The organism is Pseudomonas sp. AC532 (genome assembly GCF_979258965.1).
Genome location: NZ_OZ409888.1, coordinates 2,147,241 through 2,170,663, shown reverse-complemented (window position 1 = coordinate 2,170,663; position 23,423 = coordinate 2,147,241). Strand labels below are relative to the sequence as shown.

The following is a 23,423-nucleotide window of genomic DNA, read 5'->3' as shown; positions in this document are numbered from 1 at the left end:
CCACTGCGGCAACTATGGTAAAACGCCTGTCGGCCGCACCGCGTGGCCACAACGTTCTCAGGGCGGGGTGCGATTCCCCACCGGCGGTAATGACGCGCAATGCGCCTAGCCCGCGAGCGCCCGATACGGCACCAGCCGCTCGGGGTCCAGCAGATCCGGTGTGATTCCGGAGCCGACGGTATAGTCCGGATGAAGAGAGAGCGGGATTTGCCTGACTAGGCGCCCATTCGGCTGCCGATTGTCCGTGATGTCCCTATCGATCCAAGCTGCCCTGTTTTAACCAAACAGGAGTTGAACATGTCCATTGCTTCTCACGTGCGCCGGGTCGCCTTCGTACAGGCCTGTTGGCACCGTGAAATCGTCGACCAGTCCCGTCATGCTTTCATCGAGGAAATGCAGCGCCAGGGCTATGCCGCCAGCGAGATCGACTGCTTCGAAGTCGGCGGTGCTTTTGAAATCCCGCTGCATGCCAAGCGCCTGGCCAAGAGCGGTCGCTACGCTGGCATCGTTGCCGCCGGGCTGGTGGTCGATGGCGGCATTTACCGCCATGAGTTCGTCGCCCAGGCCGTGATCGAAGGCCTCATGCAGGTGCAGTTGGAAACTGACGTGCCGGTATTCTCGGCGGTGCTCACACCCCATCATTTCCACGCCGGCGAAGAGCACCAGGCGTTCTTCCGCGAGCACTTCCTGGTCAAGGGCGCCGAAGCGGCGCGCACCTGTGCCGACACCCTGCGCAAACTCGCAGAACTGCCTGTCTGAGAGGATTCTTCATGTTTACCGGAATCATCGCATCCATCGGCAGCATCGCCGCCATCACCCCCAAAGGCGGCGACGTGCGTGTCTACGTGAAGACCGCCAAGCTCGATTTGAGTGACGTGGTGCTGGGCGACAGCATCGCGGTCAATGGTGTATGCCTGACTGCGGTCGAGCTGCCGGGCGACGGCTTTTGGGCCGACGTCAGCCGCGAAACCCTGGCGCGCACTGCGTTCATCGACCTCAAGAGCGGCAGCCGGGTCAACCTGGAAAAGGCCCTGACGCCGACCACCCGCCTGGGCGGCCACCTGGTCAGCGGCCATGTCGACGGCGTTGGCGAGATCGTATCCCGCGAGGAGAACGCTCGCGCCATCCAGTTCAAGGTGCGCGCACCGCGCGAGCTGGCCAAGTACATCGCCCACAAGGGCTCGATCACCGTCGACGGTACCAGCCTGACGGTGAATGCCGTGGACGGCGCCGAGTTCGAGCTGACCATCGTGCCGCACACCCTGGCCGAAACCATCATGGCCGACTACCGTCCCGGGCGTCGGGTCAACCTCGAGGTCGACCTGCTGGCCCGTTACCTGGAGCGTCTGTTGCTCGGTGACAAGGCCGCCGAGCCGACCAGCGCCGGGCTCACCGAAGGGTTTCTCGCCGAACACGGCTACCTGAAGCATTAAGGACACCGCCACCATGGCACTCAACAGTATCGAAGAACTGGTCGAAGACATTCGCGCTGGCAAGATGGTCATTCTCATGGATGACGAAGACCGCGAGAACGAAGGCGACCTGATCATCGCCTCGGAATGCGTGACCGCCGAGCACATCAACTTCATGGCGCGTTTCGCCCGCGGCCTGATCTGCATGCCGATGACCCGCGAGCGCTGCGAAACGCTCAAGCTGCCGCTGATGGCGCCGCGCAACGGGTCGGGTTTTGGCACCAAGTTCACCGTGTCAATCGAAGCCGCCGAGGGCGTCACCACCGGCATTTCCGCCGCTGACCGGGCGCGCACCGTGCAGGCCGCTGCGGCCAGGCATGCGGTGGCTGAAGACATTGTCAGCCCCGGCCATATCTTTCCGCTGATGGCCCAGCCCGGCGGCGTGCTGGCCCGAGCCGGCCACACCGAGGCGGCCTGTGACCTGGCACGCATGGGCGGCTTTGAACCGAGTGGGGTGATCTGCGAGATCATGAACGACGACGGCACCATGGCCCGTCGCCCGGAGCTGGAAGTGTTCGCCGAGCAGCACGGCATCAAGATCGGCACCATCGCCGACCTGATCCACTACCGCATGCTCCACGAACGCACCGTGCAGCGCATCACCGAGCAGCCGCTGGACAGCGAAGTCGGCCATTTCAACCTGGTGACCTACCGCGACTCGGTAGAGGGCGACGTGCACATGGCGCTGACCCTGGGCACCATCTGCGCCGAAGAGCCGACCCTGGTGCGGGTGCACAACATGGACCCGATGCGTGACCTGCTGATGGTGCGCCAGCCTGGCCGCTGGAGCCTGCGTGCGGCGATGACCGAAGTTGCCAGCGCCGGCAGTGGCGTGGTGTTGCTGCTCGGCCACTCACTGGGCGGTGATGAAGTGCTGGCACACATCCGCGAGGCGGACGGCACTGCTACCACCAGGGCGCCGAGCACCTACAGCACGGTCGGCGCCGGTTCGCAGATACTGCGTGACCTCGGTGTGCGCAAGATGCGCCTGATGAGCGCGCCGATGAAGTTCAACGCGATATCCGGTTTCGATCTGGAAGTTGTAGAATACCTGCCCCCGAAATAATGGGGTGACCACCGCGGTGAGCTATTTTCAACTCATCGCCACATTTTCAGGGCCTGCCGCGGCATGCCCTGGCTCTTTAAGACAGCTCGAGAACTCGCTATGACACTCAAGACCATCGAAGGTACTTTCATCGCTCCCAAGGGCCGCTTCGCCCTGGTGGTCGGCCGCTTCAACAGCTTCGTGGTCGAAAGCCTGGTCAGCGGCGCCGTCGACGCGCTGGTGCGCCATGGCGTCAGCGAAGACGACATCACCATCATCCGCGCGCCGGGTGCCTTCGAAATTCCCCTGGTCGCCCAGAAGGTTGCCCAGCAAGGCGAATACAACGCCATCATCGCCCTGGGGGCGGTGATCCGTGGCGGTACCCCGCACTTCGAGTACGTGGCGGGCGAGTGCACCAAGGGTCTGGCCCAGGTGTCCATGGAGTTCGGCGTACCGGTTGCGTTTGGCGTACTGACCGTCGATTCCATCGAACAGGCCATCGAGCGTTCCGGCACCAAGGCCGGCAACAAGGGCGCCGAAGCTGCCCTGTCCGCCCTGGAAATGGTCAGCCTGCTGGCGCAGTTGGAGGCCAAGTGAGCCAGAACGACAACAAGCCGGCCAAGAAGGGCCCGAGCGCCAAAGTGCTGGCTCGCCGTCAGGCGCGCACCCTGGCCATGCAAGCGCTGTACTCCTGGCACATCGCCGGGCAGGCGCTCAACGAGATCGAAGCGCAGTTTCGCGTCGACAACGACTTCACCGCGGTCGACGGCGCCTACTTCCACGAGATCCTGCACGGCGTGCCGCGCCAGAAGAGCGAGATCGACGGCGCCTTCGAGCCGCTGCTCGATCGCCCACTGGCCGAGATCGACCCGGTGGAGCTGTCCATCCTGCGCCTGTCCACCTACGAGCTGCGTAACCGCATCGACGTACCCTACCGCGTGGTGATCAACGAAGGCATCGAGTTGGCCAAGGTGTTCGGTGCCACCGACGGGCACAAGTTCGTCAACGGCGTGCTGGACAAGCTGGCGCCGACGCTGCGTGCCGACGAAGTTCGCGACTTCAACAGCAAGCGCTAAGCGTGTTGGGCGAGTTCGAGCTGATCCGCCAATACTTCGCCGCGGCCGCCTGTGCGCAGGTGGCCGATGGAGTGGCGCTGGGCATCGGTGACGACTGTGCCCTGCTGGAGGTGCCCGCCGGCGAGCGACTGGCGGTATCCACCGACACCCTGGTGGCGGGTGTGCACTTTCCGCTCAATGCCAATGGCCGGCTGCTCGGCCAGCGCGCCCTGGCCGTCTCGGTCAGCGACCTGGCCGCCATGGGTGCCACGCCGCTGGCGTTTACCCTGGCCCTGACACTCCCCGACGTTACCCCCGGCTGGCTGGCCGACTTCACCGCCGGGCTGGACAGCATGGCGCGCCAGTGTGGCATCCGTCTGGTCGGTGGCGACACCACCCGTGGACCGCTGAGCCTGACCCTGAGCGTATTCGGCCGTGTGCCCAGCGGCCTGGCGCTGACCCGCGCCGGCGCCCGGGCCGGCGATCTGCTGTGCGTGGGCGGGCCATTGGGCGATGCGGCCGGCGCCTTGCCATTCGTGCTCGGCGAGCGAGACATCCAGGAGGACGCCGCGCAGTTGCTCGCCCATTATTGGTCGCCAGCGCCGCAGCTGGCGCTCGGGCAGGCGTTGCGCGGGCTGGCGACGGCCGCATTGGATGTCTCCGATGGGCTGCTTGCCGATTGCGCGCATATCGCCCGGGCGTCAGGTGTAGCACTGATCGTCGAGCAGGAGCGCCTACCAATCTCCGCTGCGTTGCGAGCCTGTGTCGGCGACGAAACGGCGCGCCAATTGGCGCTTGGTGGTGGCGATGACTACGTGCTTGCCTTTACCCTGCCAGCCGAGAAGCTGGACGCGCTGTGCGCCATGGGGCAGCCTGTACACGTTATCGGTCGCGTCGAGGCCGGGCAGGGCGTCCATCTGCAGGACGCCGAAGGCCGTGCCATCAAGCCGCTGTACCGCGGCTACCTACATTTCGGATCGCAAAGTGACTGACCATCCCAAGCAAGTCCCCGCCGAGTTCGTGCCACCGTCCGTGTGGCGCAACCCGTGGCATTTCCTGGCCTTCGGGTTCGGCACCGGCACCATGGCCAAGGCCCCGGGTACCTGGGGCTCGCTGGCGGCAGTGCCGTTCATTCCGTTGTGGCAAATGCTGCCGGATTGGGGCTACTGGCTGATGCTCGGCGTGACCATGGTGTTTGGCGTGTGGTTGTGCGGCAAAGTTGCCGAGGACTTGCGGGTGCATGACCATGAGGGCATCGTCTGGGACGAGATGGTCGGCATGTGGATCACCCTCTGGCTGGTGCCGGAGGGCTGGGGCTGGATCCTGGTGGGGTTCCTGATGTTCCGCTTCTTCGACATCATCAAGCCCTGGCCGATTCGCTGGATCGACCGGCACGTGCACGGCGGCTTCGGCATCATGCTCGACGACGTGCTGGCCGGTGTGTTCGCCTGGCTGGCCATGCAGGGTTTGGTCTGGGGCTGGAGCAATGGCCTGGCGACCAGTCTGGGCTTCGGGTAAGGCTGGAGGAGCGATGATTCGCGGTTTCTGCTTGGCTGTGCTGTTGTCGTTCACCGCCTGGGTTCAGGCGAGCAGCGACCTGCCCGCGAACATCCGCATGGCCAGCGACGTCTGGGTCGACCGGATCAATGCCGATGGTACCGGCCTGTCGTGGGACATCCTGCGCATGGTCTTCGAGCAGGGCGGGGTCAGGCTGGACATGCAGATCGTGCCCTATACCCGCTCCGTTGGCCTGGTCAAGCGTGGCGAAGCGGACGCCTGGGTGGCCTCCTACCAGAACGAGGTCAGCGGTGGCGTGGTGTACCCGACCTGGCACTACGACTCGGACCTGATCAGCGCCCTGAGCCTGACCACCAAGCCCGAGCCGAATCAGAAGATTCTCGCCGGCTCGCGCCTGGTGTGGATGCGCGGCTACGAATACCAGCGCTACATTGCCGGGCTCACTCACTACAACGAGCTGCTGCGCCGCGGCGGCATCCTGCCGATGCTCGACTATGACCATGCCGACTACTACATCGACGCGCAGCCCGAGGTGCTGGAAGTGCTCGCCACGGCCAAGGACCCGTCCCGGTATCGGATGACCGACCTGATCCGGCTGCCTCTGTACATCGGCTTCGCCGACACACCCCGCGGGCGTGCGCTGGCGAAATTCTACGACCAGCGTATGGGCGAACTCGTCGAACACGATGCCCTGCGCCCGGTTTTCGAGCGCTGGGGCCAGCATTACCCCTTCGACTAAGCGAGAGAGGCAAGGATGCGTCGATTGATCGTTGGCATCGCCAGCCTGCTGGTGGTGCAGCTCTGCCAGGCCGCGCCTCAAGTGCAGGTGGTGGGGTTGTTTCCCGGCGCTGCGGTGATTTCCGTGGACGGCCAGCGCAAGCTGGTGCGCGTCGGCCAGAGCGGGCCTGGTGGTGTGCAGGTGGTGAGCGCGGACAGTCGCAGCGCCGTGCTGCGGGTCGCTGGCGTGGAGCGCACCTACAGCCTCAGCCGCGAGTACAACGCCAGCGGATTTGCCGAACCGCAGAAGCAGACCTTTAGCATCGCGCGCAGCAACGGCGGCCATTACTGGGCCGCTGGCGCGATCAATGGGCAATCCCAGCAGTTTCTGGTCGACACCGGCGCCACCTCGATCGCCCTGAACGAGAACCATGCCCGGCGCCTGGGGCTCGACTACCGCACCCGCGGCCAGCCGATTCAGGTCAACACGGCCAGCGGCACTGCCCGTGGCTGGCGCCTGACACTCGACAAGGTCAGCGTAGGCGGGCTGCAGGTGCTCGGCGTCGAAGCCGTGGTGCTGGAGGGCGCGTCACCGAATGAGGCACTGCTCGGCATGAGCTTTCTCAACCGGGTCGGCTGGCGGGTAGAGAACAACCTGCTGGTACTCGAATCGCGTCTGTGAACGCGGGCACCGATGACGGCGCCCCGGTTGCTCAGTGTCGACCGTCTGCGGCGGCTGGCGGCTGGTCGCGGTACAGCCGGCTGACCAGTGGCCCGATGGACAGGCCCTGCACCAGGATCGAAGTGAGCACCACGATGTAGGTCAGGCTCAGCAGCAGGTCGCGTTCCTCGCCCAACGGCAGCGACAGCGCCAGGGCGACCGATACGCCACCACGCAAGCCACCCCAGGTCAGTATCCGGATCGCACCGTGGGACACCTGCCGGCGCCCGCCGGCGCGGCGGCGCATGATGAAAACTGCCGGCGCCACGGTCAGCAGGCGTGCCATCAGCACTGCACCGCCGAGCACGAAGGCCGCGACGATGTGCAGCCAGGAGAACGGCAGGAGCAGCAGTTCCAGGCCGATCAGGGCGAACAGCAGGGCGTTGAGGATCTCGTCGATCAGCTCCCAGAAACCATCCACGTAACGCCGCGACTCGTCCGACATGGCGTGCTTGCGGCCCAGGTTGCCGATGATCAACCCGGCCACCACCATGGCGATCGGCCCCGACACGTGCAGGCGTGACGCCAGCGCCGCACCGCCGAATACCAGCGCCAGGGTGAGCATCACCTCGACCTGATACTGGTCGACGCTGCGCAGCATCAGCAGCACGCCGTAGCCGAGCGCCGCGCCGACCAGCAGCCCGCCCACCGCTTCGTGGATGAACAGCCAGCTCACCGTGCCCAGGGTCGGTGTGCTGCCCAGTTGCAGGATGCCGAGCAGGATGGTGAACACCACCACCGCCGTGCCGTCGTTGAACAGCGATTCGCCGACTATGGTGGTCGCCAGCGGTTTCGGCGCGCCCGACGACTTGAGAATACCCATTACCGCGATCGGGTCGGTCGGCGAGATCAGCGCGCCGAACAGCAGGCAGTAGATGAAATCCACCTGCCAGCCAAACAGCGCAAAGATGGTGTAGGCCAGGGTTCCAATGACGCTGGTGGCGATCAGCACACCCACGGTGGCCAGCAGGCCAATCGGCCACTTGTAGCTGCGCAGGTCGCTCAGGTTCACGTGCAGGGCACCGGCGAACAGCAGTGCCGGCAGGAACCAGGTCATCAGGATGTCGGAGAAATCGATACGGCGAATGATTTCCTGCGCTTCCCGTTCGATCAGCGGATAGCCGAGTTGGCTGAGCCCCTGAACGATCAGCGAAAACACCAGGGCCGTGGCCATCACGCCAATGGTTGGCGGCAGGCGGATGAAGCGGTAGTTCACGTAGGTGAGCAGGGTGGTCAAAACGATGAAAGCAGCGACGAGGTCGAGCACGAGGTCTCCTTTGAAAGGTGGGTGGTCGCCTTCCTGGCGAACCGCTTGGAGCACCGATGATACCTGCGTTGTAACAGGGTGTGTGGCGGGATCCGGCCAGGCGGACATGGCGTAACGCTGGCAATTGGTTGGAACCGAAGCGGCGATGAACGGTCGAGTACACATGGGTCGGAGGGCTGCAAGGCGCGGCTGCAGAGGCATGCAGCGCAGCTTGCAAAATATTTCTTCCTCCGGCGTTTGACGGCCGACGCGCAAGGCGTCCGGCCAGCTCGACGGGATTTTACCCGTCGTCGATTGGAGTCGAAACATGCTGAAAAGCTTGGGCAAGGTGCTGCTGGGCGCTGTGGCGCTGCTCGCGGTACTGGCCTTGCTGGTCCACTGGATCACCCCTGCAGTGCTCCATGAGCACCGCGAAGACCTGCTGTTCTACCTGCAGGCGCACCTGTACCTGGTGTTCATGTCGATGTTCGCCGCGCTGGCAGTAGGCATCCCCGCTGGCATCCTGCTCAGTCGACCCGGGCGCGAACACAGCGCCGAACGCTTCATGCAGGTGTTCAACGTGGGCAATACCGTGCCGCCGCTGGCGGTGCTGGCGATTGCCCTGTCCGTCATCGGGATCGGCAATGGCCCGGCGGTGCTCGCGCTCTTTCTGGCCTCGCTGCTGCCGATCGTGCGCAATACCTACGAGGGCCTGCGCAACGTACCCGGGTCGTTGAAGGAAGCGGCTACCGGCATCGGCATGACCCCCGGGCAGGTGCTCTGGCAGGTCGAACTGCCGAACGCCGTGCCGATCATCGTCGGCGGCGTGCGCGTTGCCCTGGCGCTGAACGTCGGCACCGCACCGCTGGCCTTTCTGATCGGCGCCAACAGCCTTGGCAGCCTGATCTTTCCCGCTATCGCCCTGGAGAACCAGCCGCTGCTGATTCTCGGCGCGGCGGCCACTGCGTTGCTGGCGCTGCTGCTCGATGGCCTGGTGGCTGCCGTCAGCCGCTTCTGGTTCGAGCGTGGGGTGGCCCGTTGAAGGAATCCATGATGAAGTTTTTCGTTGTTTGCCTCGGCCTGTTGCTGGCTGCTGCCAGCCACGCCGCGGAGATTCGCATCGGTGCCAAGGTGTTCACCGAGCAGGCGATCCTCTCCGAACTCACCGCCCAGTACCTGCGGCCCCATGGTTATCAGGCGCGCATCGTCGGCAACCTGGGCAGCACCATCGCCTGGAATAGCATGAAGAGCGGCCAGCTGGACCTGACCTGGGAATACACCGGCACCTCCCTGGTGGCCTTCAACAAGGTTACCGAGCGCCTCGACAAGGAGGCCGCCTACCAGCGCGTCAAGGAGCTGGATGCCAAGGCAGGTGCGATCTGGCTGGCGCCAAGCCGCTTCAACAACACTTACGCCCTGGCATTGCCGGAAAAGGTGGCCGAGCAATTCCCGGACATCAAGACCATCAGCGACCTGGCCAGGGTGCTGCAACAACCGGCTCGGGGCAGTCGCCTGCTGGCGCTGGACATCGAGTTCGCCAACCGCTCCGATGGCCTCGATGGGCTGGTCAAGGAGTACGGCCTGACATTCACCCGCGACGAGGTCCGCCAGATGGACCCCGGGTTGGTCTACACCGCCCTGAGCAACGGCCAGGTGTTCGTCGGCCTGGTGTACACCACCGACGGTCGCCTGGAATCCTTCGGCCTGCGTCTGCTGGAAGACGACCGCGGCTATTTCCCGGACTACACCGCCGCACCGGTGGTCAACGCCGATTACCTGAAGGCGCACCCGGACCTGGCCGACCTGCTCAAACCGCTGGCCGAGCGCCTCGACGACGCCACCATGCGCCGCCTCAATGCGCGGGTGGATGTCGACCGCGAGACGCCTGCCGCAGTGGCCGCCGATTTCCTGCGCCAGGAAAAACTGATCGGGGAGGCGCGCTGACATGGATTTCATGACCGCTTTCCAGCACATCGACTGGGCGCAAGTCGCCAGCCTCACTGGCGAGCACATCGCCCTGGTCGGCATCGCCGTGGGCCTGGCGATCGTCATCGGCGTGCCGCTGGGCATTTTGATGACGCGCTTCCCCTGGCTGGCCGGGCCGCTGCAGGGTGCCGCCACCGTGGTGCTGACGCTCCCGGCCATCGCCCTGTTCGGCCTGCTGTTGCCGTTTTACTCGCAATTCGGCCAGGGCCTGGGACCGTTGCCGGCCGTCACCGCGGTGTTCCTGTATTCGCTGCTGCCGATTCTGCGCAACACCTACCTGGCGCTGAGCAGCGTCGAACCGGGCATTCGCGAGGCCGGCAAAGGCATCGGCATGAGCTTCTGGCAGCGTCTGCGCATGGTCGACCTGCCGATCGCCGTGCCGGTGATCCTCGCCGGCGTACGCACCGCCGTGGTGATGAACATCGGCGTGATGACCATCGCCGCCACCATCGGCGCCGGCGGCCTCGGTGTGCTGATTCTGACCGCCATCAGCCGCAGCGACATGGCCACCCTTTTTGTCGGCGCGGTGCTGGTGAGCGTGCTCGCCATCGTTGCCGACCTGTTTTTGCAGTGGCTGCAGAAAACGCTCACTCCCCGTGGCCTGAAAGCCGCTCGCTGAGGAACCGAACATGATCGAACTCGACAAGCTCACCAAGAAATTCCACCAGAAGGGCAAGGATGTGATCGCCGTCAACGAGGTCAGCCTGACCGTAGACGAAGGTCAGATCTGCGTGTTCCTCGGCCCCTCGGGCTGTGGCAAGAGCACCACGCTGAAGATGATCAATCGACTGATCAAACCGACCTCCGGACGCGTGCTGATCAACGGCGAAGACACCACCGGCATCGACGAGGTGACCCTGCGCCGCAACATCGGCTACGTGATCCAGCAGATCGGCCTGTTCCCCAACATGACCATCGAGGAAAACATCACCGTGGTGCCCAAGCTGCTCGGCTGGGACAAGAAGCGCTGCCACGAGCGTGCGGTGGAGCTGATGAGCATGGTGCAGTTGGAGCCCAGGCAATACCTGTCGCGCTACCCGCGCGAACTGTCCGGCGGCCAGCAGCAGCGCATCGGGGTGATTCGCGCGCTGGCCGCCGATGCACCGGTGCTGCTGATGGACGAGCCGTTCGGCGCGGTCGACCCGGTCAACCGTGATGCCATCCAGAACGAGTTCTTCCAGATGCAGCGCGCGCTGAACAAGACCGTGATCATGGTCAGCCACGATATCGACGAAGCCATCAAGCTGGGCGACAAGATCGCCATCTTCAAGGACGGCACGCTGCTCCAGTTCGATCACCCGGACACCCTGCTGGCGCACCCGGCAGACGATTTCGTCAGCGGTTTCGTCGGCCAGGACAGTACCCTCAAGCGCCTGCTGCTGATCCGCGCCGAGGACGCCGCCGACGATGCACCGTCGGTGCTGCCGGAGACCTCGGTGGCGGATGCCGTCGAGCTGATGGAGGAGCACGACCGCCGACACCTGGTGGTGACCGACGCCAGCCGAAAGGCCCTGGGCTACATTCGCCGCCGCGACCTGCGTGGCCAGGGCGGCCCGGTGCAGCCGTTCCTGCAGACCTTCAACGCCACGGCCTCGCATGACGAACACCTGCGCATCCTGCTGTCGCGCATGTATGAGTTCAACCGCTCCTGGCTGCCGGTGCTCAGCGCCGAGAATGACTTCCTTGGCGAAGTTACCCAGGAGTCCATCGCCGACTACCTGAGCTCGGGCCGCTCGCGCGGCAAGAGCAGCATCGTCTCGCCGGCCGAGCAGATCGCCAACTGAGGCACTGCACCAGGGCCTGTCAGGCCACCGGCCCTGGTGTGGCCTGTCAGGCCTGCTCGAAGATCACGTATACCTTGCGGCACGGCTCCAGCACTTCCCAGGTGCCGACGAAGCCGGCCGGGATCACGAAGCGGTCCCCGGCGCGCACCGTCTTGGCATTACCGTCGGCGTCGCGCAGTACCGACACGCCCTGAAGGATTTCGCAGTATTCGTGCTCCGTGTAGCTCACCGCCCACTGGCCGATCTTGCCCTCCCAGACGCCGGCATTGAACTGGCCGCACGGGCTGGCGTAGTGGTTGCGTACCTGCTGCTGCGGGTCGCCCTTGAGGATTTTCTCCGCGGCGGGGCGGTACTCTTCGGCGCTGCCGCCGCCCTGGGCGAAATCGATGATCTGCTGGATATTCATATTCGCTTCCGTGGTCAGTCCGAGAAGGTGCGGCTGTCATCCCAGGCCGGTGGCGCTGGGACAGCGCGGCGTCACTGGCCGTCGAACGCTACCAGCCGCGCCTATGCTTTATCAACGCTGGGGTAACGCGTCGTTTCGAAAGCGGCGATTGCGGTAGCGGCACCACGCTGGAGCAGCCTGTGGCTTCTGGATCATTGGGGGGTTCTGAAGCCGAGTTGCTTTCGCGGACCAGTTCACTTGCAATCCGCGCACCCGGCTTTTCCCGCCGGGAACCAAGGAAGGCTAGCGGTTGATTCGGTTGCGGCCCTCTTGCTTGGCTCGGTAAAGGGCCTGATCGGCCCTCATCACAGTGACCTCGAACGACGAGTCGCTGCTTCGATACATCGCAATACCTAGGCTAAGTGTCATCGCAATTGATTGCTGATCTATCATAAATGGCGTTGCTGCAATTTCTCGGAGTAAGCGCTCACCCAACTGCTCCGCTTCATCGATAGCAGTACCTGGCAAGATAATCAGAAACTCCTCGCCTCCCCAGCGTACCGCGTTGTCGCGCTTGCGCATGCAGGTTCTCAAGCGCTCGGCGAACAGGTTCAGCACCTTGTCGCCTGCTTCATGCCCCAGAGAGTCATTGATCTGCTTGAAGTGATCCACATCGCCGATCAGCACACTGTAGCCCTCATCATCAGAGGCGTCACAATGAAGTTTCTCCAGCAACCTGTTCCCGGCCCGGCGATTGGCTAATCCCGTCAATGGATCCGTCTCGGCCTGTCGCTGCAACTCCAGGGCCGCCCGCTCGCCGGTCATCGCTATATAACCGAAATACACCAGAACACTCGCTGCCTGGTCGAACGCCATGGGGGTGATCGCACTTGTGCTTGCATCGGCGGCGAGCCTGCCGGCCATTATCAGTATGGCGCTGACAGCGAGTACCACCGTATACACGGCGAAGGAGAGTGCCACCACATATTGAGATAATATGCGGCGATCAGGGGACTTCAAAATTTCAACAAGGGTGATCGCAGCCAGTGAGGCGGCGCTCAGACAATAGAACGCGAGTGTCACTCTCACGGACATGCCGGCTTGGACGCCAAAGGCGTAGAGCGAAGTAGGCAGAAAAACCAGCAGCGCGACCACGAGAAGATGGGTCGATCGTCCGTAAAAACAACGCAGGCCCGCCCAGGATGTCGCAATACTGGCAAGGAAAAGCATCATGATGAAGAGGTCAAGCAGTGATGAATGCCCTGACGGATCCGCGTAGTAAAAACTTAATACGGTGCCCATGCCGGAACAGAGCAGGGCGCTACTCCAGTACCAAAGATAACGGGCATGGGGTTGGCTGAATAGCAATACTGCAAATATGAACAAGATCGTCGTGCGGCTTACGGTGCTGCTGAAGTAAAGCGTTTCAATACTGAGCATGATGTGTCTGATCTCGCACCAATCTAACGTTAGCGCTGTCTCGCGCTGCAAACAGTATGAAAGTACATGAACGTTAGAACCTCAGTCCCACTCCCGCTCCCACCACGACACTGTTCATGGACAGGGTGGTGTTAAACCCCTGGCCTTGAAAGCGGTATTCCGGGCTTAGTATGTACTGGGCACTGGTGCTGACGGTCCAGCGTGCGTCGAGACGGTAATCGAGCCCAGCGGCCACTATTGTGCTGGTAACATCGCGGACCTTGAAATCAGGAATGCCGGCGGCAGGTTTAACCTGGCGTACCCATGCGTGGTTTACTCCTAAACCCAGGTAGGGGCTCCATTGTGCCTGTGGGTATAGGTGATACTGGAGCGTCAGTGACACCGCGATGTTGGAAATGGAGCCAATATCAAAGCTGCCCAGGGCCGAATCTGTTATCCGGTATGTGCGTTCAAAGGGGCCACCTTGAAGTTCAACAGCCCAATGGCGTGTCAGGAAGTAGCTGAGATTCCCGCCGACGATGCTTGTACGGGGCACGTCAACGCTGCCGCCGATGGTTGGGATCTCTGACTTCACACCAACGGGCACTATTTCCAGCGCCATTACCCTTAGCAAAAATGAACCCTGTTCTGGCGCCGTATGCTGGCGCGCGAGGTCAGTTGCCAGCGCATTAAAGGGTGCCATCAATAGCATTCCCAAGACGCTAACAATCAATGCGCGTATTTCCAGTCTACTGGCCATGTTTACTCCAATGATCGGCACAGACTTCAGGCATTAGCTATGCGCCCAGGGTGGCCTTATGATATCGCGCTCCCCGCAGTGCCTGCCGGCTTTTTAGATGGCCGGTTCGGTTCTGGATATCTCAGTGGCGCTGCGGGACAGATTGCTGACTGGCAGCGGGAATAACGCGCGGGGAATCTGGCTGACCTTGTTGGGATCACGCTGCGACGATTCATCTCATGGCCTTTTGCGCAGTGCCAATTCGGAGCAGGCCAGATGATTTACTAGCCCATCGACCGCAACGTCAGGATCACGCCTGTAAAGCGACAGCGGGTCGCGCTGAAGGGGTACGCTGTGGTGGACAAATCAGCAACTGTTGCTCGGTTTCATCGAGACCATTGTTTAATATCTTGAACGAAGGGCCGGCATTTCCCGACCAAGTGTCAAGAATATTGAAAAGCCTGCGGGCGCTGGTTTAGTGTGGTTCGCAGTTTCCGAGGCGCCAGGCGCCTTCACCGACAGAGAGGATGATCGCATGACCCGTTTGACGCGTGCCGACTGGGAACAGCGTGCCAAGGACCTGAAGATCGAGACCCGGGCCTTCGTGCAGGGTGAGTACCAGGCTGCCCAGAGCGGTGAAACCTTCGAGTGCATCAGCCCGGTCGACGGCCGGGTATTGGGCCAGGTCGCCAGTTGCGACCTGGCCGACGCCGAGCTGGCGGTGAAGTCGGCGCGTGCCGCGTTCGACTCCGGCGTGTGGTCGCGCATCGCGCCGGCCAAGCGCAAGGCCAAGATGATCCGCTTCGCCGAACTGCTGCTGGCCAATGCCGAGGAGCTGGCATTGCTGGAAACCCTCGACATGGGCAAGCCGATCAGCGATTCGCTGGGCATCGATATTCCGGCGGCGGCCAATGCCATCCGCTGGAGCGCCGAGGCGATCGACAAGGTCTACGACGAAGTCGCGCCAACGCCCCATGACCAGCTCGGCCTGGTCACCCGCGAGCCGGTGGGCGTGGTGGCGGCCATCGTGCCGTGGAACTTCCCGCTGATGATGGCTTCCTGGAAGCTCGGCCCGGCGCTGGCCACCGGTAATTCGCTGATCCTCAAGCCGTCCGAGAAATCGCCGCTGACCGCGATTCGCGTCGCTGCCCTGGCCATCGAGGCCGGCATTCCGGCTGGCGTGTTCAACGTGCTGCCCGGCCATGGCCACACCGTGGGCAAGGCCCTGGCGCTGCACATGGATGTCGACACCCTGGTGTTCACCGGCTCCACCAAGATCGCCAAGCAGTTGATGATCTATGCCGGCGAGTCGAACATGAAGCGCGTGTGGCTGGAGGCGGGTGGCAAGAGCCCGAACATCGTCTTCGCCGATGCGCCGGATCTCAAGGCCGCGGCCGAGTCCGCGGCCAGCGCTATCGCCTTCAACCAGGGCGAGGTGTGCACCGCGGGTTCGCGCCTGCTGGTGGAAAACACCATCAAGGAGCGCTTCCTGCCCATGGTGGTCGACGCCCTGAAAGGCTGGAAGGCTGGCAACCCGCTCGACTCGGACACCACTGTCGGCGCCCTGGTGGACACCCAGCAGATGAATACCGTGCTGGGCTACATCGAGGCCGGCCACAAGGACGGCGCCAAGCTGCTGGTGGGAGGCAAGCGCACGCTGGAAGAGAGCGGCGGCACCTATGTCGAGCCGACGATCTTCGATGGCGTGACCAATGCGATGACCATCGCTCGCGAGGAAATCTTCGGGCCGGTGCTGTCGGTGATCGGCTTCGACAGTGCCGAGCAGGCGGTGCAGATCGCCAACGACACCGTGTATGGCCTGGCGGCTGCGGTGTGGACGGCGGACATCTCCAAGGCGCACCTGACCGCCCGCGCCCTGCGTGCCGGCAGCGTGTGGGTCAACCAGTACGACGGCGGCGACATGACCGCACCTTTCGGTGGCTTCAAGCAGTCGGGCAACGGTCGTGACAAGTCGCTGCACGCTTTCGACAAGTACACCGAACTGAAAGCCACCTGGATCAAACTCTGATCCTCGGATAGCCTCGCCTGCGGGCGAGGGTGCTCAACCCGGCGGCCGGGCTCCATGGAGCCCGGCCGCTGTGCTTTGCCTTTGGAGCCAGTGATGCGTTGGGGAACCTATTTCGCCGTCTGCGCGGCGGTGATCAGTATCGGCCTGGCCATGGGCACCACCATGCCGCTGGTGTCGCTGCGCCTGGAAAGTTGGGGGTATGGATCGTTCGCCATCGGCATCATGGCGGCCACCCCGGCTATCGGCGTGCTGCTCGGCGCCTCGCTGGCGGGCGTGCTGGCATCGCGCTGCCCCACGCCACGGCTGATGCAACTGTGCCTGCTGGCCGGTGCGCTGTCGGTCAGCGGCCTGGCGCTGATGCAGAACTACGCCGTCTGGATCGTGCTGCGCCTGATGCTCGGGGTGACCCTGACCGTGGTGTTCATCCTCGGCGAGAGCTGGATCAATCAGCTGGCCGTGGAGAAGTGGCGCGGCCGGCTGGTGGCGCTGTACGGCACCGGCTATGCGCTCAGCCAGCTGTGCGGGCCGCTGTTGCTCAGCGTGCTGGGCACCGCTACGGACCTGGGTTTCTGGTTTGGCGTGGTGTTGCTGATCGGCGGCTCGCTGTTGCTGATCGGCCGCACCGGTGCCCCAGTGGTCAACGCGCACAGCGCCTCCGGGCGTGGCCTGTTGGTGTTCTGCCAGCGCATGCCGGCGATTGCCTGGGCGGTGATGCTGTTCGCCGCCTTCGAGGCGATGATGCTCACGCTGTTGCCAATCTACGGGTTGCGCCAGGGGTTTACTCAGGAAGTGGCACTGTTCATGGCCAGCGTGGTGGTGGTCGGTGATGCCGCGTTGCAACTGCCGATTGGCTTGCTCGCTGATCGCATCTCGCGGGTGATGCTGTTTCGCGTCTGCGGGGTGGTGCTGCTGTTCTCCAGCCTGGGCATTCCGGCATTGCTGCACACGCCGTTGATCTGGCCGGTACTGGTGCTGTTCGGCGCCAGCGCGGGCGGCTTGTTCACCCTGTCGCTGATCCTCATTGGCGAGCGTTTTCGCGATGACCAACTGGTGCGCGCCAATGCCCATGTGGCGCAACTGTGGGGCATTGGCTGCCTGATCGGGCCGCTGGCCACTGGCGCGGTGAGCCAGTGGGTCAGCGGGCATGCCCTACCGTTGCTGATGGCAGCCGGCGCGGCGGCGTTCATCTGGCTGGCCTGGCGGCCCAATGCCTTCGACGAGCGCGCGGCGCTATAGCATCCTCTCCAGGCCGATCACCCGGGCGAACCACGCGTTGAAGCGCCGCCAGCGATTGCCAGGCTCCTCGTCGAGCACGAATTGCTGGCCGTCTTTCTCGCCGATCCAGACCATGCGCGTGCCGTCGCCGTCCGGCTGCAGGCGCACTTCATAGCTGACCGAGGGCTTCATGCCCTGCAGCGCCAGCTCGCGCAGGTAGGCGGCGAGTTTGGGGCTGTCCACCAGCACGCCCACCTCTGTGTTCCACAGCACCGAGCGGGGGTCGAGGTTGAAAGAGCCTACGAAGGATTTCCGCCGGTCGATCACCAACGCCTTGCTGTGCAAGCTGGAATCGGAGCTGCCGCTGAAACTGTATGCCGGCGGCGAGTCTGCGCCCGGTTGGCGGCGCAGCTCGAACAAGCGTATGCCATGCTCGAGCAATTCCTGCCGATAGGGCGCGTAACCACCGTGCACGGCAGGCACGTCGGTGGCCTCCAGGGCGTTGGTCAGCAGGCGGATGTCCACGCCCTGGTCAGCCAGCCCGGTGAGGTACTTCAAGCCAGTTTGAGCAGGAACGAAATACGCGGAGACCAACACCAGATCGTCCTTTGTCGCGTCCATATGCGGCGCCAGCTGGGTGGTTAACAGCAGATGCGGGTCGGGCTCACCGCTGGCCAGCACCTTGCTCGGTGCGTCCCACAGCGCGGCGCCGGGCGCCCAAATGAGCTCATCGAGCCATGTTTGCAGTTTTGGGTATTGCTGATAGGCGAGCAGGCGATGATAGAGCTTCGGCTGCTCGACACGCGCGGTGTCCAGGTAAGCCTGCAGCCCCTCGCGCACCTTATCCAGCGCCTTCTGATCAGGTTTATTCCAGACGAACTGCTGAATGGGTTTGCTCAGCGAACTGTTCCAGTACTGGTCGAAACTCTGCGACAGATCCCGCGCCACCGGGCCGATGGCGAGCATGTCGATGTCGGTGAAATTCATGTTGGGCTCGGCATCGAAGTATTCGTCACCCAGGTTGCGCCCGCCGACAATGGCCGCGGCGCTGTCGGCCAGCCACAGCTTGTTGTGCATGCGCCGGTGCTGTTGCGCCAGGTTCAGGCCACGGCCAATCACCCGGGTAATTCCGTTCAGACGGCCCAGTTGCAGCGGGTTGAAGACGCGGATCTGGATATTCGGGTGAGCGGCCAGCAGGGCGATCCGGTAATCCTTGCCATCGCTGGTGAGGTCGTCGAGCAGGATGCGGATGCGCACACCACGGTCGGCTGCCTGCAGCAGCTCCTTGACCAGCGCACGGGTGCTCAGCCCGTCGTGCACGATGTAGTACTGCAGGTCGAGGCTGTGCTGCGCTGCGCGGATCAGTTCGGCGCGGGCGGCGAAGGCTTCGTTGCTGGCCGGCAACAGTCGAAAGCCGGAGTGGCCCTGATGCGCCGCCGCACGCGCTTCAAGGGTGGCACCAAACGCAGACTCCGCAGCGGGGATCGCCTGGCTGGGGATGATCGGCACTTGATTGGCGCAGCCAGCCAGGCTCAGCAGGACAATAAAGAGCATGCGCAAAAGCACTGTTGCAGCCTCCATCCGGCTGTCTGTGTGCTGATAGGACGCGGCTGCGTTTGAAAAGATTCAGTCTACAGTCGGCAAGGCTTCATCCAGCATCGCCGCCACGGTTTCGCCCACCTTGCGCACTGCCGCTTCAACGACTGTGGCGTGACGCGAGGCGTAATTCATGCGCAGGCAGTTACGGTATTTGCCGGCCGCCGAGAAGATGCTGCCCGGTGCGATCTGCACCTTGTGCACCGCCAGTTCACGGTTCAGGCGCTGGCTGTCGAAGCCCTCGGGCATTTCCACCCAGAGCATGAAACCTCCCTGGGGACGGCTGACGCGTACCGACGTGGGGAAGTATCGGCTCACCCAGTCGGTCATCTGGTCCAGGCCACGGGCGTATTGCGCGCGCACCCGGCGCAGGTGCGGTTCGTAATGGCCGCCCTCGAGGTACTCGGCCAGAGCCAACTGCGGCAACTGGGCCGTGGCGCCGGTGCCCAGGTACTTCATGTGCAATGCCTGATCGAGGTAGCGGCCGGGAGCTATCCAGCCGACGCGCAGGCCCGGTGCCAGGGTTTTGGAGAAGGAGCTGCAAAGCAGCACCCGACCGTCGTCGTCGTAGGATTTGATGGTGCGTGGGCGCGGGTAGTGGTACGCCAGTTCACCGTACACGTCGTCTTCGATGATCGCCACGTCATGGCGCTGGGCGAGGGCCAGCAGGGCGCGCTTGTTGGCCTCCGGCATGATGTAGCCCAGCGGGTTATTGCAGGTGGGCGTGAGCTGAATGGCCTTGATCGGCCATTGCTCGAGGGCCAGTTCCAGGGCTTTCAGATTGATTCCGGTGATCGGGTCGGTGGGCAACTCGAGGGCTTTCATGCCGAAGCCCTTGAGGGCCTGCATCACGCCATGAAAACTCGGCGAGTCGACGGCGACGATATCGCCAGGCTGGCAGATCGCGCGAATCGCTGCGGAGAGTGCCTCATGGCAGCCGGTGGTGATGACGATGTCGTCCGCCGACAGCTGGCAGCCAGAGTCCAGCGCCAGGCGGGCGATCTGCTCGCGCAGGCGCTGGTCGCCGTGGATGCTGCCGTAGGTGAGGGTCTGCAGATCCTGCTTGCGGCTCAGCCGGGACAGCGAGCGCAGCAGTGGCCTGAGCGTCGGTGTGTCGATATCCGGGCGGCCGCGGCCCAGCTGCACGAAGTCGTTGCGCGGCGGCAGGGAGATCTGTTCGAGCACCTGGTCCCACTGCGAAACCTCCACGGGCCGTTGCGGCGCCCGGCTGATCTTCGGCAGTGCCGGCTTGTGGCGGCCCTGGGGTACGAAGTAACCGGACTTCGGCCGGGGCGTGGCCAGGCCGCGATCCTCCAGACGTCGGTAGGCCTGCTGCACCGTACTCAGGCTGACGCCATGCTCCTGGCTCAGGGCACGCACCGACGGCAGGCGATCACCCGGGCGGTACAGGCCCTGTTCGATGCGATCGCCGAGCAGCTCGGCCAGGCGTGTGTAGAGCGTCATGGGCAGCACCTGTATGAGTGGTGTGGGCGGGTGACCATTACAGATGGCCGTGCTTATGGCCATTCAGTTGCGGCTTGGCTGTATCTGTATGGATCTAATTCCTATTTTTTGAGTCTGTCATGCATTTTTGCCTCTTGCCATCATGGTCGCCCATGACTCGAGGGTGGAGAAGCGTGCAATGAACGGATTGAGCGACGTGCGATTGACCCTGAAGAGTGGCGAGCTCGATGCCAATGGACGGCAGCGCGTGACGGCGCCTGCGCGCACCGCGCTGGGCCGGCGCTGGAAGCTGTTCCTGCGCCGCCTGCTGACGCGGCGGGCGCTGCTCGACCTGACTGACGCCCAGTTGCGAGATGTCGGGCTGAACCGCCAGGAGGCCCGGCGCGAGGCCTCATTGCCATTCTGGAAGCTATAGGGCGGCCAGCCAGCGTGGTGGGCGTTGGTGCGGTGGGCTCAGACGAGCTCTTTGAGCCGGTGCCATACCATGCCCAGCGCCAGCAGCGGCGAACGCAGCAAGCGGCCGCCGGGGAACGTCATGTGCGGCACCTTGGCGAACAGCTCGAAGCCGCCGCCGGCCTGCCCGGCGATGGCTTCGGCGAGCAGTTTGCCGGCCAGGTGAGTGGCATTCACGCCGTGGCCCGCATACGCCTGGGCGTAGAACACGTTGGGGTGGTCCCTGAGCCTGCCGATCTGTGGCAGGCGGTTGGCACCGATGCCGATCATTCCGCCCCACTGGTACTCGATGCGCACGCGCTGCAACTGGGGAAATACCGCGAGCATCTTTGGGCGCATGTACGCGGCGATATCCGCCGGGTCGGTGCCGGAGTAACGACAGGCACCGCCGAACAGCAGGCGGCGGTCGGCCGACAGGCGATAGTAGTCGACGGCAACGCGCTGGTCGCAGAGCGCCATGTTCTGTGGAATCAGCGCGCTGGCCTGCCCCTCGCCGAGCTGCTCGGTGGCGATTATATAGCTGCCGGCGGGCAGCACCTTGCCGCCCAGCGTCGGGTTCAGGTCGCGGATATAGGCGTTGCACGCCAGCACCAGCTGCGCCGCACGCACCACCCCCTGGGCCGTGTGCACGCGGATCTCGTTGCCGTAGTCGATGCGCGTGGCCGGCGAGTGTTCGTGCAGCCGAACGCCCAGGCGCTGCGCCGCGGCGGCTTCGCCAAGGGCCAGGTTGAGCGGGTGCAGATGCCCCGAGCCCATGTCGATCATGCCACCGACATAGCGTGTCGAGCCGACCACTTCGTGCATCTGCTGTGGTTGCAGCAGGCGCAGTTCGTGGCGATAGCCCAGGCTCTGCAGCTCGGCGGCGTCCTCGGCGAAGCCGGCCAGTTCAGTGGGCTTGTTGGCAAGGTCGCAGTAACCCCAGGTCAGGTCGCAATCGATGGCGTAGCGCTCGACCCGCTGGCGGACGATCTCCACCGCTTCCAGGCCCATCAGTTTCAGCTCGCGCACGCCTTCGCTGCCAATCACCGGCGCGAACTGCTCGACGCCGTGGCCGACGCCGCGGATCAGCTGTCCGCCGTTGCGGCCGCTGGCCCCCCAGCCGATGCGATGGGCTTCCAGCAGCACCACCGAGAGTCCTTTCTGGGCCAGTTCGATTGCCGTGTTCAGGCCCGAGAAGCCGCCACCGACGATGCACACGTCGGCGCGCTGCTCGCCCTGCAGAGGCGCGAAGTCGAGCTGCTGGTTGGCGCTTGCAGCGTAATAGGACGGGGCATGCTCGGCGCTATGAACCGGTGGGTGGGCGCGGGCGGTCATCTGCGAAATCCTGAATGTTGCGTCGATCAAAATTGGCGAAGCATAAGCGCAGAGTTCGCTTCGAGCCAACCGGCGAGTGCGCGGGCGGCGGAGCCTTTGCGGCGTGCGGGCTGGCCTGTACCATGCGCGTCTGCCGTTTCCGAGCCAGACCATGACCTGCACCAGCCGCAAGATCGACCTGCTGCGTCGCCAGATCCCGCGCTTCGACTGCGTGCCCGGCTGCCACGATTGCTGCGGCCCGGTCACCGCCTCGTCGGAGGAAATGTCGCGCCTGCCGCGCAAGACCGCCGCCGAGCAGGACGCCGCCCTGGCCGAGTACAACTGCGTGCACCTCGGCCCTCAGGGCTGCCAGGTGTATGACCAGCGCCCGCTGATCTGCAGGCTGTTCGGCACCACCTCCAGCCTGCCGTGCCCCCACGGCCGAGGGCCGGAGCAGCCCATCGAGGCGAGCGTCGAGCGCCAGGTGCACCAGCTCATCGCGAGTACGCGACAGGTGCTGGTCTAGGCATTTGGCGAGGCCTGATGGTGCCCACGTTCCCGTGTGAGAACGTTAACCGGGGGCGCTGCGTCGGACATCAAGTAGGGTGGATAACGCGAAGCTTATCCACCCATCACGGCATGAGGCTGTGCCGGCGTTGGGTCAACCGGTGGAAAACGCTTCGCGGTTTTCCACCCTACGGTCAGTTGCCGTTCGCCTAGCAACTTGCCGCTGCTTATTCCGGCACCGGCAGCGCCAAACTCTCCTTCACTTCTTCCATCACGATGTAGCTCTTCGACTCGCGCACGTGAGGCAGCTTGAGGAGTATGTCGCCGAGCAGCTTGCGGTAGCTGGCCATTTCGTTGATGCGCGCCTTCACCAGGTAGTCGAAGTCGCCGGACACCAGGTGACATTCCAGTACGTGGGGCAGCTTGAGTACGGCACGGCGAAAATCCTCGAAGGTGTCGCCGGACTTGTAGTCCAGGCTGATCTCCACGAACACCAGCAGGCTGGCCTTGAGATTCTGCGGATTGAGGCGGGCGTGGTAGCCCATGATGATGCCTTCGCGCTCCAGGCGGCGCACCCGCTCGGTACAGGGTGTGGTCGACAGGCCGACCCGCTCGCCCAGTTCGGTGAAGGATATGCGGCCGTCTTCCTGGAGGATGCGCAGGATGTTGCGGTCGATCTTGTCCAGCTCGCGGCGGCTCTGGTGTTGCGTACGCATGCTCGGCACCCCTCCGTGAAAGGCTCGTATGGCCAGAATTCTCTTCAAATATAGGCGCGTATA

25 protein-coding genes and 1 riboswitch are annotated in these 23,423 nt (G+C 64.0%); of the genes, 17 read left to right on the top strand and 8 right to left on the bottom strand.

Features of this window, described 5'->3' with window-relative positions:
- Positions 1-49: 49 nt before the first annotated feature.
- A riboswitch (FMN riboswitch) is annotated at positions 50-206 on the top strand.
- Between the two features lie 91 nt (positions 207-297).
- The 9 genes from ACZ0AV_RS10355 (at position 298) to ACZ0AV_RS10315 (ending at position 6,489) form a co-directional block, all read left to right on the top strand.
- Positions 298-759 carry a 6,7-dimethyl-8-ribityllumazine synthase gene (locus tag ACZ0AV_RS10355; protein WP_499150962.1) on the top strand — a complete coding sequence of 154 codons (462 nt, stop codon included), beginning with the start codon at positions 298-300 and terminating at the stop codon, positions 757-759.
- Between the two features lie 11 nt (positions 760-770).
- Positions 771-1,433, top strand: a complete 663-nt coding sequence (locus tag ACZ0AV_RS10350; protein ID WP_070882640.1) for a riboflavin synthase — start codon at positions 771-773, stop codon at positions 1,431-1,433.
- A 13-nt stretch (positions 1,434-1,446) separates the two neighbouring features.
- Positions 1,447-2,538 carry a bifunctional 3,4-dihydroxy-2-butanone-4-phosphate synthase/GTP cyclohydrolase II gene (ribBA, locus tag ACZ0AV_RS10345; RefSeq protein WP_499150961.1) on the top strand — a complete coding sequence of 364 codons (1,092 nt, stop codon included), beginning with the start codon at positions 1,447-1,449 and terminating at the stop codon, positions 2,536-2,538.
- Positions 2,539-2,637: 99 nt separating this feature from the next.
- On the top strand, positions 2,638-3,114 hold the full coding sequence (ribH, locus tag ACZ0AV_RS10340) for a 6,7-dimethyl-8-ribityllumazine synthase (RefSeq protein ID WP_073267898.1): 477 nt from the start codon (positions 2,638-2,640) through the stop codon (positions 3,112-3,114).
- Positions 3,111-3,593 (top strand): transcription antitermination factor NusB, encoded by a 483-nt coding sequence (gene nusB, locus ACZ0AV_RS10335; RefSeq protein WP_499150960.1) that lies wholly within the window; start codon positions 3,111-3,113, stop codon positions 3,591-3,593. The genes ribH and nusB overlap by 4 nt, the downstream gene beginning before the upstream one ends.
- 5 nt (positions 3,594-3,598) lie before the next feature.
- Positions 3,599-4,564: a thiamine-phosphate kinase gene (gene thiL, locus ACZ0AV_RS10330; protein WP_499153343.1), complete on the top strand. Its 966-nt coding sequence runs from the start codon at positions 3,599-3,601 to the stop codon at positions 4,562-4,564.
- A complete protein-coding gene (locus tag ACZ0AV_RS10325; protein WP_499150959.1) occupies positions 4,557-5,090 on the top strand; it encodes a phosphatidylglycerophosphatase A family protein in 534 nt (177 codons plus the stop codon). The genes thiL and ACZ0AV_RS10325 overlap by 8 nt, the downstream gene beginning before the upstream one ends.
- Before the next feature lie 13 nt (positions 5,091-5,103).
- Complete coding sequence (locus tag ACZ0AV_RS10320) at positions 5,104-5,829, top strand: transporter substrate-binding domain-containing protein (protein ID WP_499150958.1); 726 nt, start codon at positions 5,104-5,106, stop codon at positions 5,827-5,829.
- Between the two features lie 15 nt (positions 5,830-5,844).
- Entirely contained in the window at positions 5,845-6,489 is a 645-nt protein-coding gene (locus ACZ0AV_RS10315; protein WP_499150957.1) for a retropepsin-like aspartic protease family protein, read from the top strand.
- Positions 6,490-6,520: 31 nt separating this feature from the next.
- Here ACZ0AV_RS10315 and ACZ0AV_RS10310 read toward each other — a convergent pair whose 3' ends face one another.
- The gene (locus ACZ0AV_RS10310; protein WP_499150956.1) at positions 6,521-7,795 is read right to left on the bottom strand and encodes a cation:proton antiporter; all 1,275 of its coding nucleotides are present in this window, start codon (positions 7,793-7,795) and stop codon (positions 6,521-6,523) included.
- 307 nt (positions 7,796-8,102) lie between these two features.
- Between ACZ0AV_RS10310 and ACZ0AV_RS10305 the strand changes: the two genes are divergently transcribed.
- Genes ACZ0AV_RS10305 through ACZ0AV_RS10290 form a run of 4 tightly spaced genes read left to right on the top strand, consistent with a single transcriptional unit; the run spans position 8,103 to position 11,544 of the window.
- A complete protein-coding gene (locus ACZ0AV_RS10305) occupies positions 8,103-8,816 on the top strand; it encodes an ABC transporter permease (protein WP_499150955.1) in 714 nt (237 codons plus the stop codon).
- An 11-nt stretch (positions 8,817-8,827) separates the two neighbouring features.
- A complete protein-coding gene (locus ACZ0AV_RS10300; protein WP_499150954.1) occupies positions 8,828-9,718 on the top strand; it encodes a glycine betaine ABC transporter substrate-binding protein in 891 nt (296 codons plus the stop codon).
- Position 9,719: 1 nt separating this feature from the next.
- Positions 9,720-10,379, top strand: coding sequence for an ABC transporter permease (locus tag ACZ0AV_RS10295; RefSeq protein ID WP_499150953.1), 660 nt, complete (start codon positions 9,720-9,722; stop codon positions 10,377-10,379).
- 10 nt (positions 10,380-10,389) lie between these two features.
- A complete protein-coding gene (locus ACZ0AV_RS10290; protein ID WP_499150952.1) occupies positions 10,390-11,544 on the top strand; it encodes an ABC transporter ATP-binding protein in 1,155 nt (384 codons plus the stop codon).
- Between the two features lie 46 nt (positions 11,545-11,590).
- On the opposite strand, the gene ACZ0AV_RS10285 is transcribed toward ACZ0AV_RS10290, so the two are convergent.
- From ACZ0AV_RS10285 to ACZ0AV_RS10275, 3 genes are all read right to left on the bottom strand, one after another.
- Positions 11,591-11,950: a cupin domain-containing protein gene (locus ACZ0AV_RS10285; RefSeq protein ID WP_499150951.1), complete on the bottom strand. Its 360-nt coding sequence runs from the start codon at positions 11,948-11,950 to the stop codon at positions 11,591-11,593.
- A gap of 282 nt (positions 11,951-12,232) precedes the next feature.
- Entirely contained in the window at positions 12,233-13,369 is a 1,137-nt protein-coding gene (locus ACZ0AV_RS10280; protein WP_499150950.1) for a GGDEF domain-containing protein, read from the bottom strand.
- Between the two features lie 73 nt (positions 13,370-13,442).
- A complete protein-coding gene (locus ACZ0AV_RS10275) occupies positions 13,443-14,108 on the bottom strand; it encodes an OmpW/AlkL family protein (protein WP_499150949.1) in 666 nt (221 codons plus the stop codon).
- A gap of 514 nt (positions 14,109-14,622) precedes the next feature.
- Between ACZ0AV_RS10275 and ACZ0AV_RS10270 the strand changes: the two genes are divergently transcribed.
- Together ACZ0AV_RS10270 and ACZ0AV_RS10265 are read left to right on the top strand one after the other, a co-directional pair.
- Positions 14,623-16,116, top strand: a complete 1,494-nt coding sequence (locus ACZ0AV_RS10270; protein WP_499150948.1) for an aldehyde dehydrogenase — start codon at positions 14,623-14,625, stop codon at positions 16,114-16,116.
- Between the two features lie 93 nt (positions 16,117-16,209).
- The gene (locus ACZ0AV_RS10265) at positions 16,210-17,352 is read left to right on the top strand and encodes an MFS transporter (protein WP_499150947.1); all 1,143 of its coding nucleotides are present in this window, start codon (positions 16,210-16,212) and stop codon (positions 17,350-17,352) included.
- On the opposite strand, the gene ACZ0AV_RS10260 is transcribed toward ACZ0AV_RS10265, so the two are convergent.
- Positions 17,347-18,912 carry a phospholipase D family protein gene (locus ACZ0AV_RS10260; protein WP_499150946.1) on the bottom strand — a complete coding sequence of 522 codons (1,566 nt, stop codon included), beginning with the start codon at positions 18,910-18,912 and terminating at the stop codon, positions 17,347-17,349. The genes ACZ0AV_RS10265 and ACZ0AV_RS10260 overlap by 6 nt on opposite strands.
- 45 nt (positions 18,913-18,957) lie before the next feature.
- Positions 18,958-20,391 (bottom strand): aminotransferase-like domain-containing protein, encoded by a 1,434-nt coding sequence (locus ACZ0AV_RS10255; RefSeq protein ID WP_499150945.1) that lies wholly within the window; start codon positions 20,389-20,391, stop codon positions 18,958-18,960.
- A gap of 178 nt (positions 20,392-20,569) precedes the next feature.
- On the opposite strand from ACZ0AV_RS10255, the gene ACZ0AV_RS10250 reads away from it, so the two are divergent.
- On the top strand, positions 20,570-20,806 hold the full coding sequence (locus tag ACZ0AV_RS10250) for a YjiS-like domain-containing protein (RefSeq protein WP_499150944.1): 237 nt from the start codon (positions 20,570-20,572) through the stop codon (positions 20,804-20,806).
- A gap of 38 nt (positions 20,807-20,844) precedes the next feature.
- On the opposite strand, the gene ACZ0AV_RS10245 is transcribed toward ACZ0AV_RS10250, so the two are convergent.
- A complete protein-coding gene (locus tag ACZ0AV_RS10245; RefSeq protein WP_499150943.1) occupies positions 20,845-22,158 on the bottom strand; it encodes an NAD(P)/FAD-dependent oxidoreductase in 1,314 nt (437 codons plus the stop codon).
- Between the two features lie 151 nt (positions 22,159-22,309).
- Between ACZ0AV_RS10245 and ACZ0AV_RS10240 the strand changes: the two genes are divergently transcribed.
- The gene (locus tag ACZ0AV_RS10240; RefSeq protein WP_499150942.1) at positions 22,310-22,663 is read left to right on the top strand and encodes a YkgJ family cysteine cluster protein; all 354 of its coding nucleotides are present in this window, start codon (positions 22,310-22,312) and stop codon (positions 22,661-22,663) included.
- Between the two features lie 208 nt (positions 22,664-22,871).
- On the opposite strand, the gene dadR is transcribed toward ACZ0AV_RS10240, so the two are convergent.
- Positions 22,872-23,360 carry a transcriptional regulator DadR gene (gene dadR / locus ACZ0AV_RS10235; protein WP_013789818.1) on the bottom strand — a complete coding sequence of 163 codons (489 nt, stop codon included), beginning with the start codon at positions 23,358-23,360 and terminating at the stop codon, positions 22,872-22,874.
- Positions 23,361-23,423 lie beyond the last annotated feature (63 nt).

Bases quoted from the DNA above. Each gene is read 5' to 3' on its own strand.
- ACZ0AV_RS10280 (WP_499150950.1), bottom strand. From the start codon at position 13,369: ATGCTCAGTATTGAAACGCTTTACTTCAGCAGCACCGTAAGCCGCACG.
- ACZ0AV_RS10295 (WP_499150953.1), top strand. From the start codon at position 9,720: ATGGATTTCATGACCGCTTTCCAGCACATCGACTGGGCGCAAGTCGCC.
- ACZ0AV_RS10245 (WP_499150943.1), bottom strand. From the start codon at position 22,158: ATGACCGCCCGCGCCCACCCACCGGTTCATAGCGCCGAGCATGCCCCG.
- ACZ0AV_RS10355 (WP_499150962.1), top strand. From the start codon at position 298: ATGTCCATTGCTTCTCACGTGCGCCGGGTCGCCTTCGTACAGGCCTGT.
- ACZ0AV_RS10350 (WP_070882640.1), top strand. From the start codon at position 771: ATGTTTACCGGAATCATCGCATCCATCGGCAGCATCGCCGCCATCACC.
- ACZ0AV_RS10270 (WP_499150948.1), top strand. From the start codon at position 14,623: ATGACCCGTTTGACGCGTGCCGACTGGGAACAGCGTGCCAAGGACCTG.
- ACZ0AV_RS10290 (WP_499150952.1), top strand. From the start codon at position 10,390: ATGATCGAACTCGACAAGCTCACCAAGAAATTCCACCAGAAGGGCAAG.
- dadR (WP_013789818.1), bottom strand. From the start codon at position 23,360: ATGCGTACGCAACACCAGAGCCGCCGCGAGCTGGACAAGATCGACCGC.
- ACZ0AV_RS10260 (WP_499150946.1), bottom strand. From the start codon at position 18,912: ATGGAGGCTGCAACAGTGCTTTTGCGCATGCTCTTTATTGTCCTGCTG.
- ACZ0AV_RS10320 (WP_499150958.1), top strand. From the start codon at position 5,104: ATGATTCGCGGTTTCTGCTTGGCTGTGCTGTTGTCGTTCACCGCCTGG.
- ACZ0AV_RS10275 (WP_499150949.1), bottom strand. From the start codon at position 14,108: ATGGCCAGTAGACTGGAAATACGCGCATTGATTGTTAGCGTCTTGGGA.
- ribH (WP_073267898.1), top strand. From the start codon at position 2,638: ATGACACTCAAGACCATCGAAGGTACTTTCATCGCTCCCAAGGGCCGC.
- ACZ0AV_RS10250 (WP_499150944.1), top strand. From the start codon at position 20,570: ATGAACGGATTGAGCGACGTGCGATTGACCCTGAAGAGTGGCGAGCTC.
- ribBA (WP_499150961.1), top strand. From the start codon at position 1,447: ATGGCACTCAACAGTATCGAAGAACTGGTCGAAGACATTCGCGCTGGC.
- ACZ0AV_RS10300 (WP_499150954.1), top strand. From the start codon at position 8,828: ATGAAGTTTTTCGTTGTTTGCCTCGGCCTGTTGCTGGCTGCTGCCAGC.
- ACZ0AV_RS10305 (WP_499150955.1), top strand. From the start codon at position 8,103: ATGCTGAAAAGCTTGGGCAAGGTGCTGCTGGGCGCTGTGGCGCTGCTC.
- ACZ0AV_RS10240 (WP_499150942.1), top strand. From the start codon at position 22,310: ATGACCTGCACCAGCCGCAAGATCGACCTGCTGCGTCGCCAGATCCCG.
- ACZ0AV_RS10285 (WP_499150951.1), bottom strand. From the start codon at position 11,950: ATGAATATCCAGCAGATCATCGATTTCGCCCAGGGCGGCGGCAGCGCC.
- ACZ0AV_RS10255 (WP_499150945.1), bottom strand. From the start codon at position 20,391: ATGACGCTCTACACACGCCTGGCCGAGCTGCTCGGCGATCGCATCGAA.
- ACZ0AV_RS10265 (WP_499150947.1), top strand. From the start codon at position 16,210: ATGCGTTGGGGAACCTATTTCGCCGTCTGCGCGGCGGTGATCAGTATC.
- ACZ0AV_RS10315 (WP_499150957.1), top strand. From the start codon at position 5,845: ATGCGTCGATTGATCGTTGGCATCGCCAGCCTGCTGGTGGTGCAGCTC.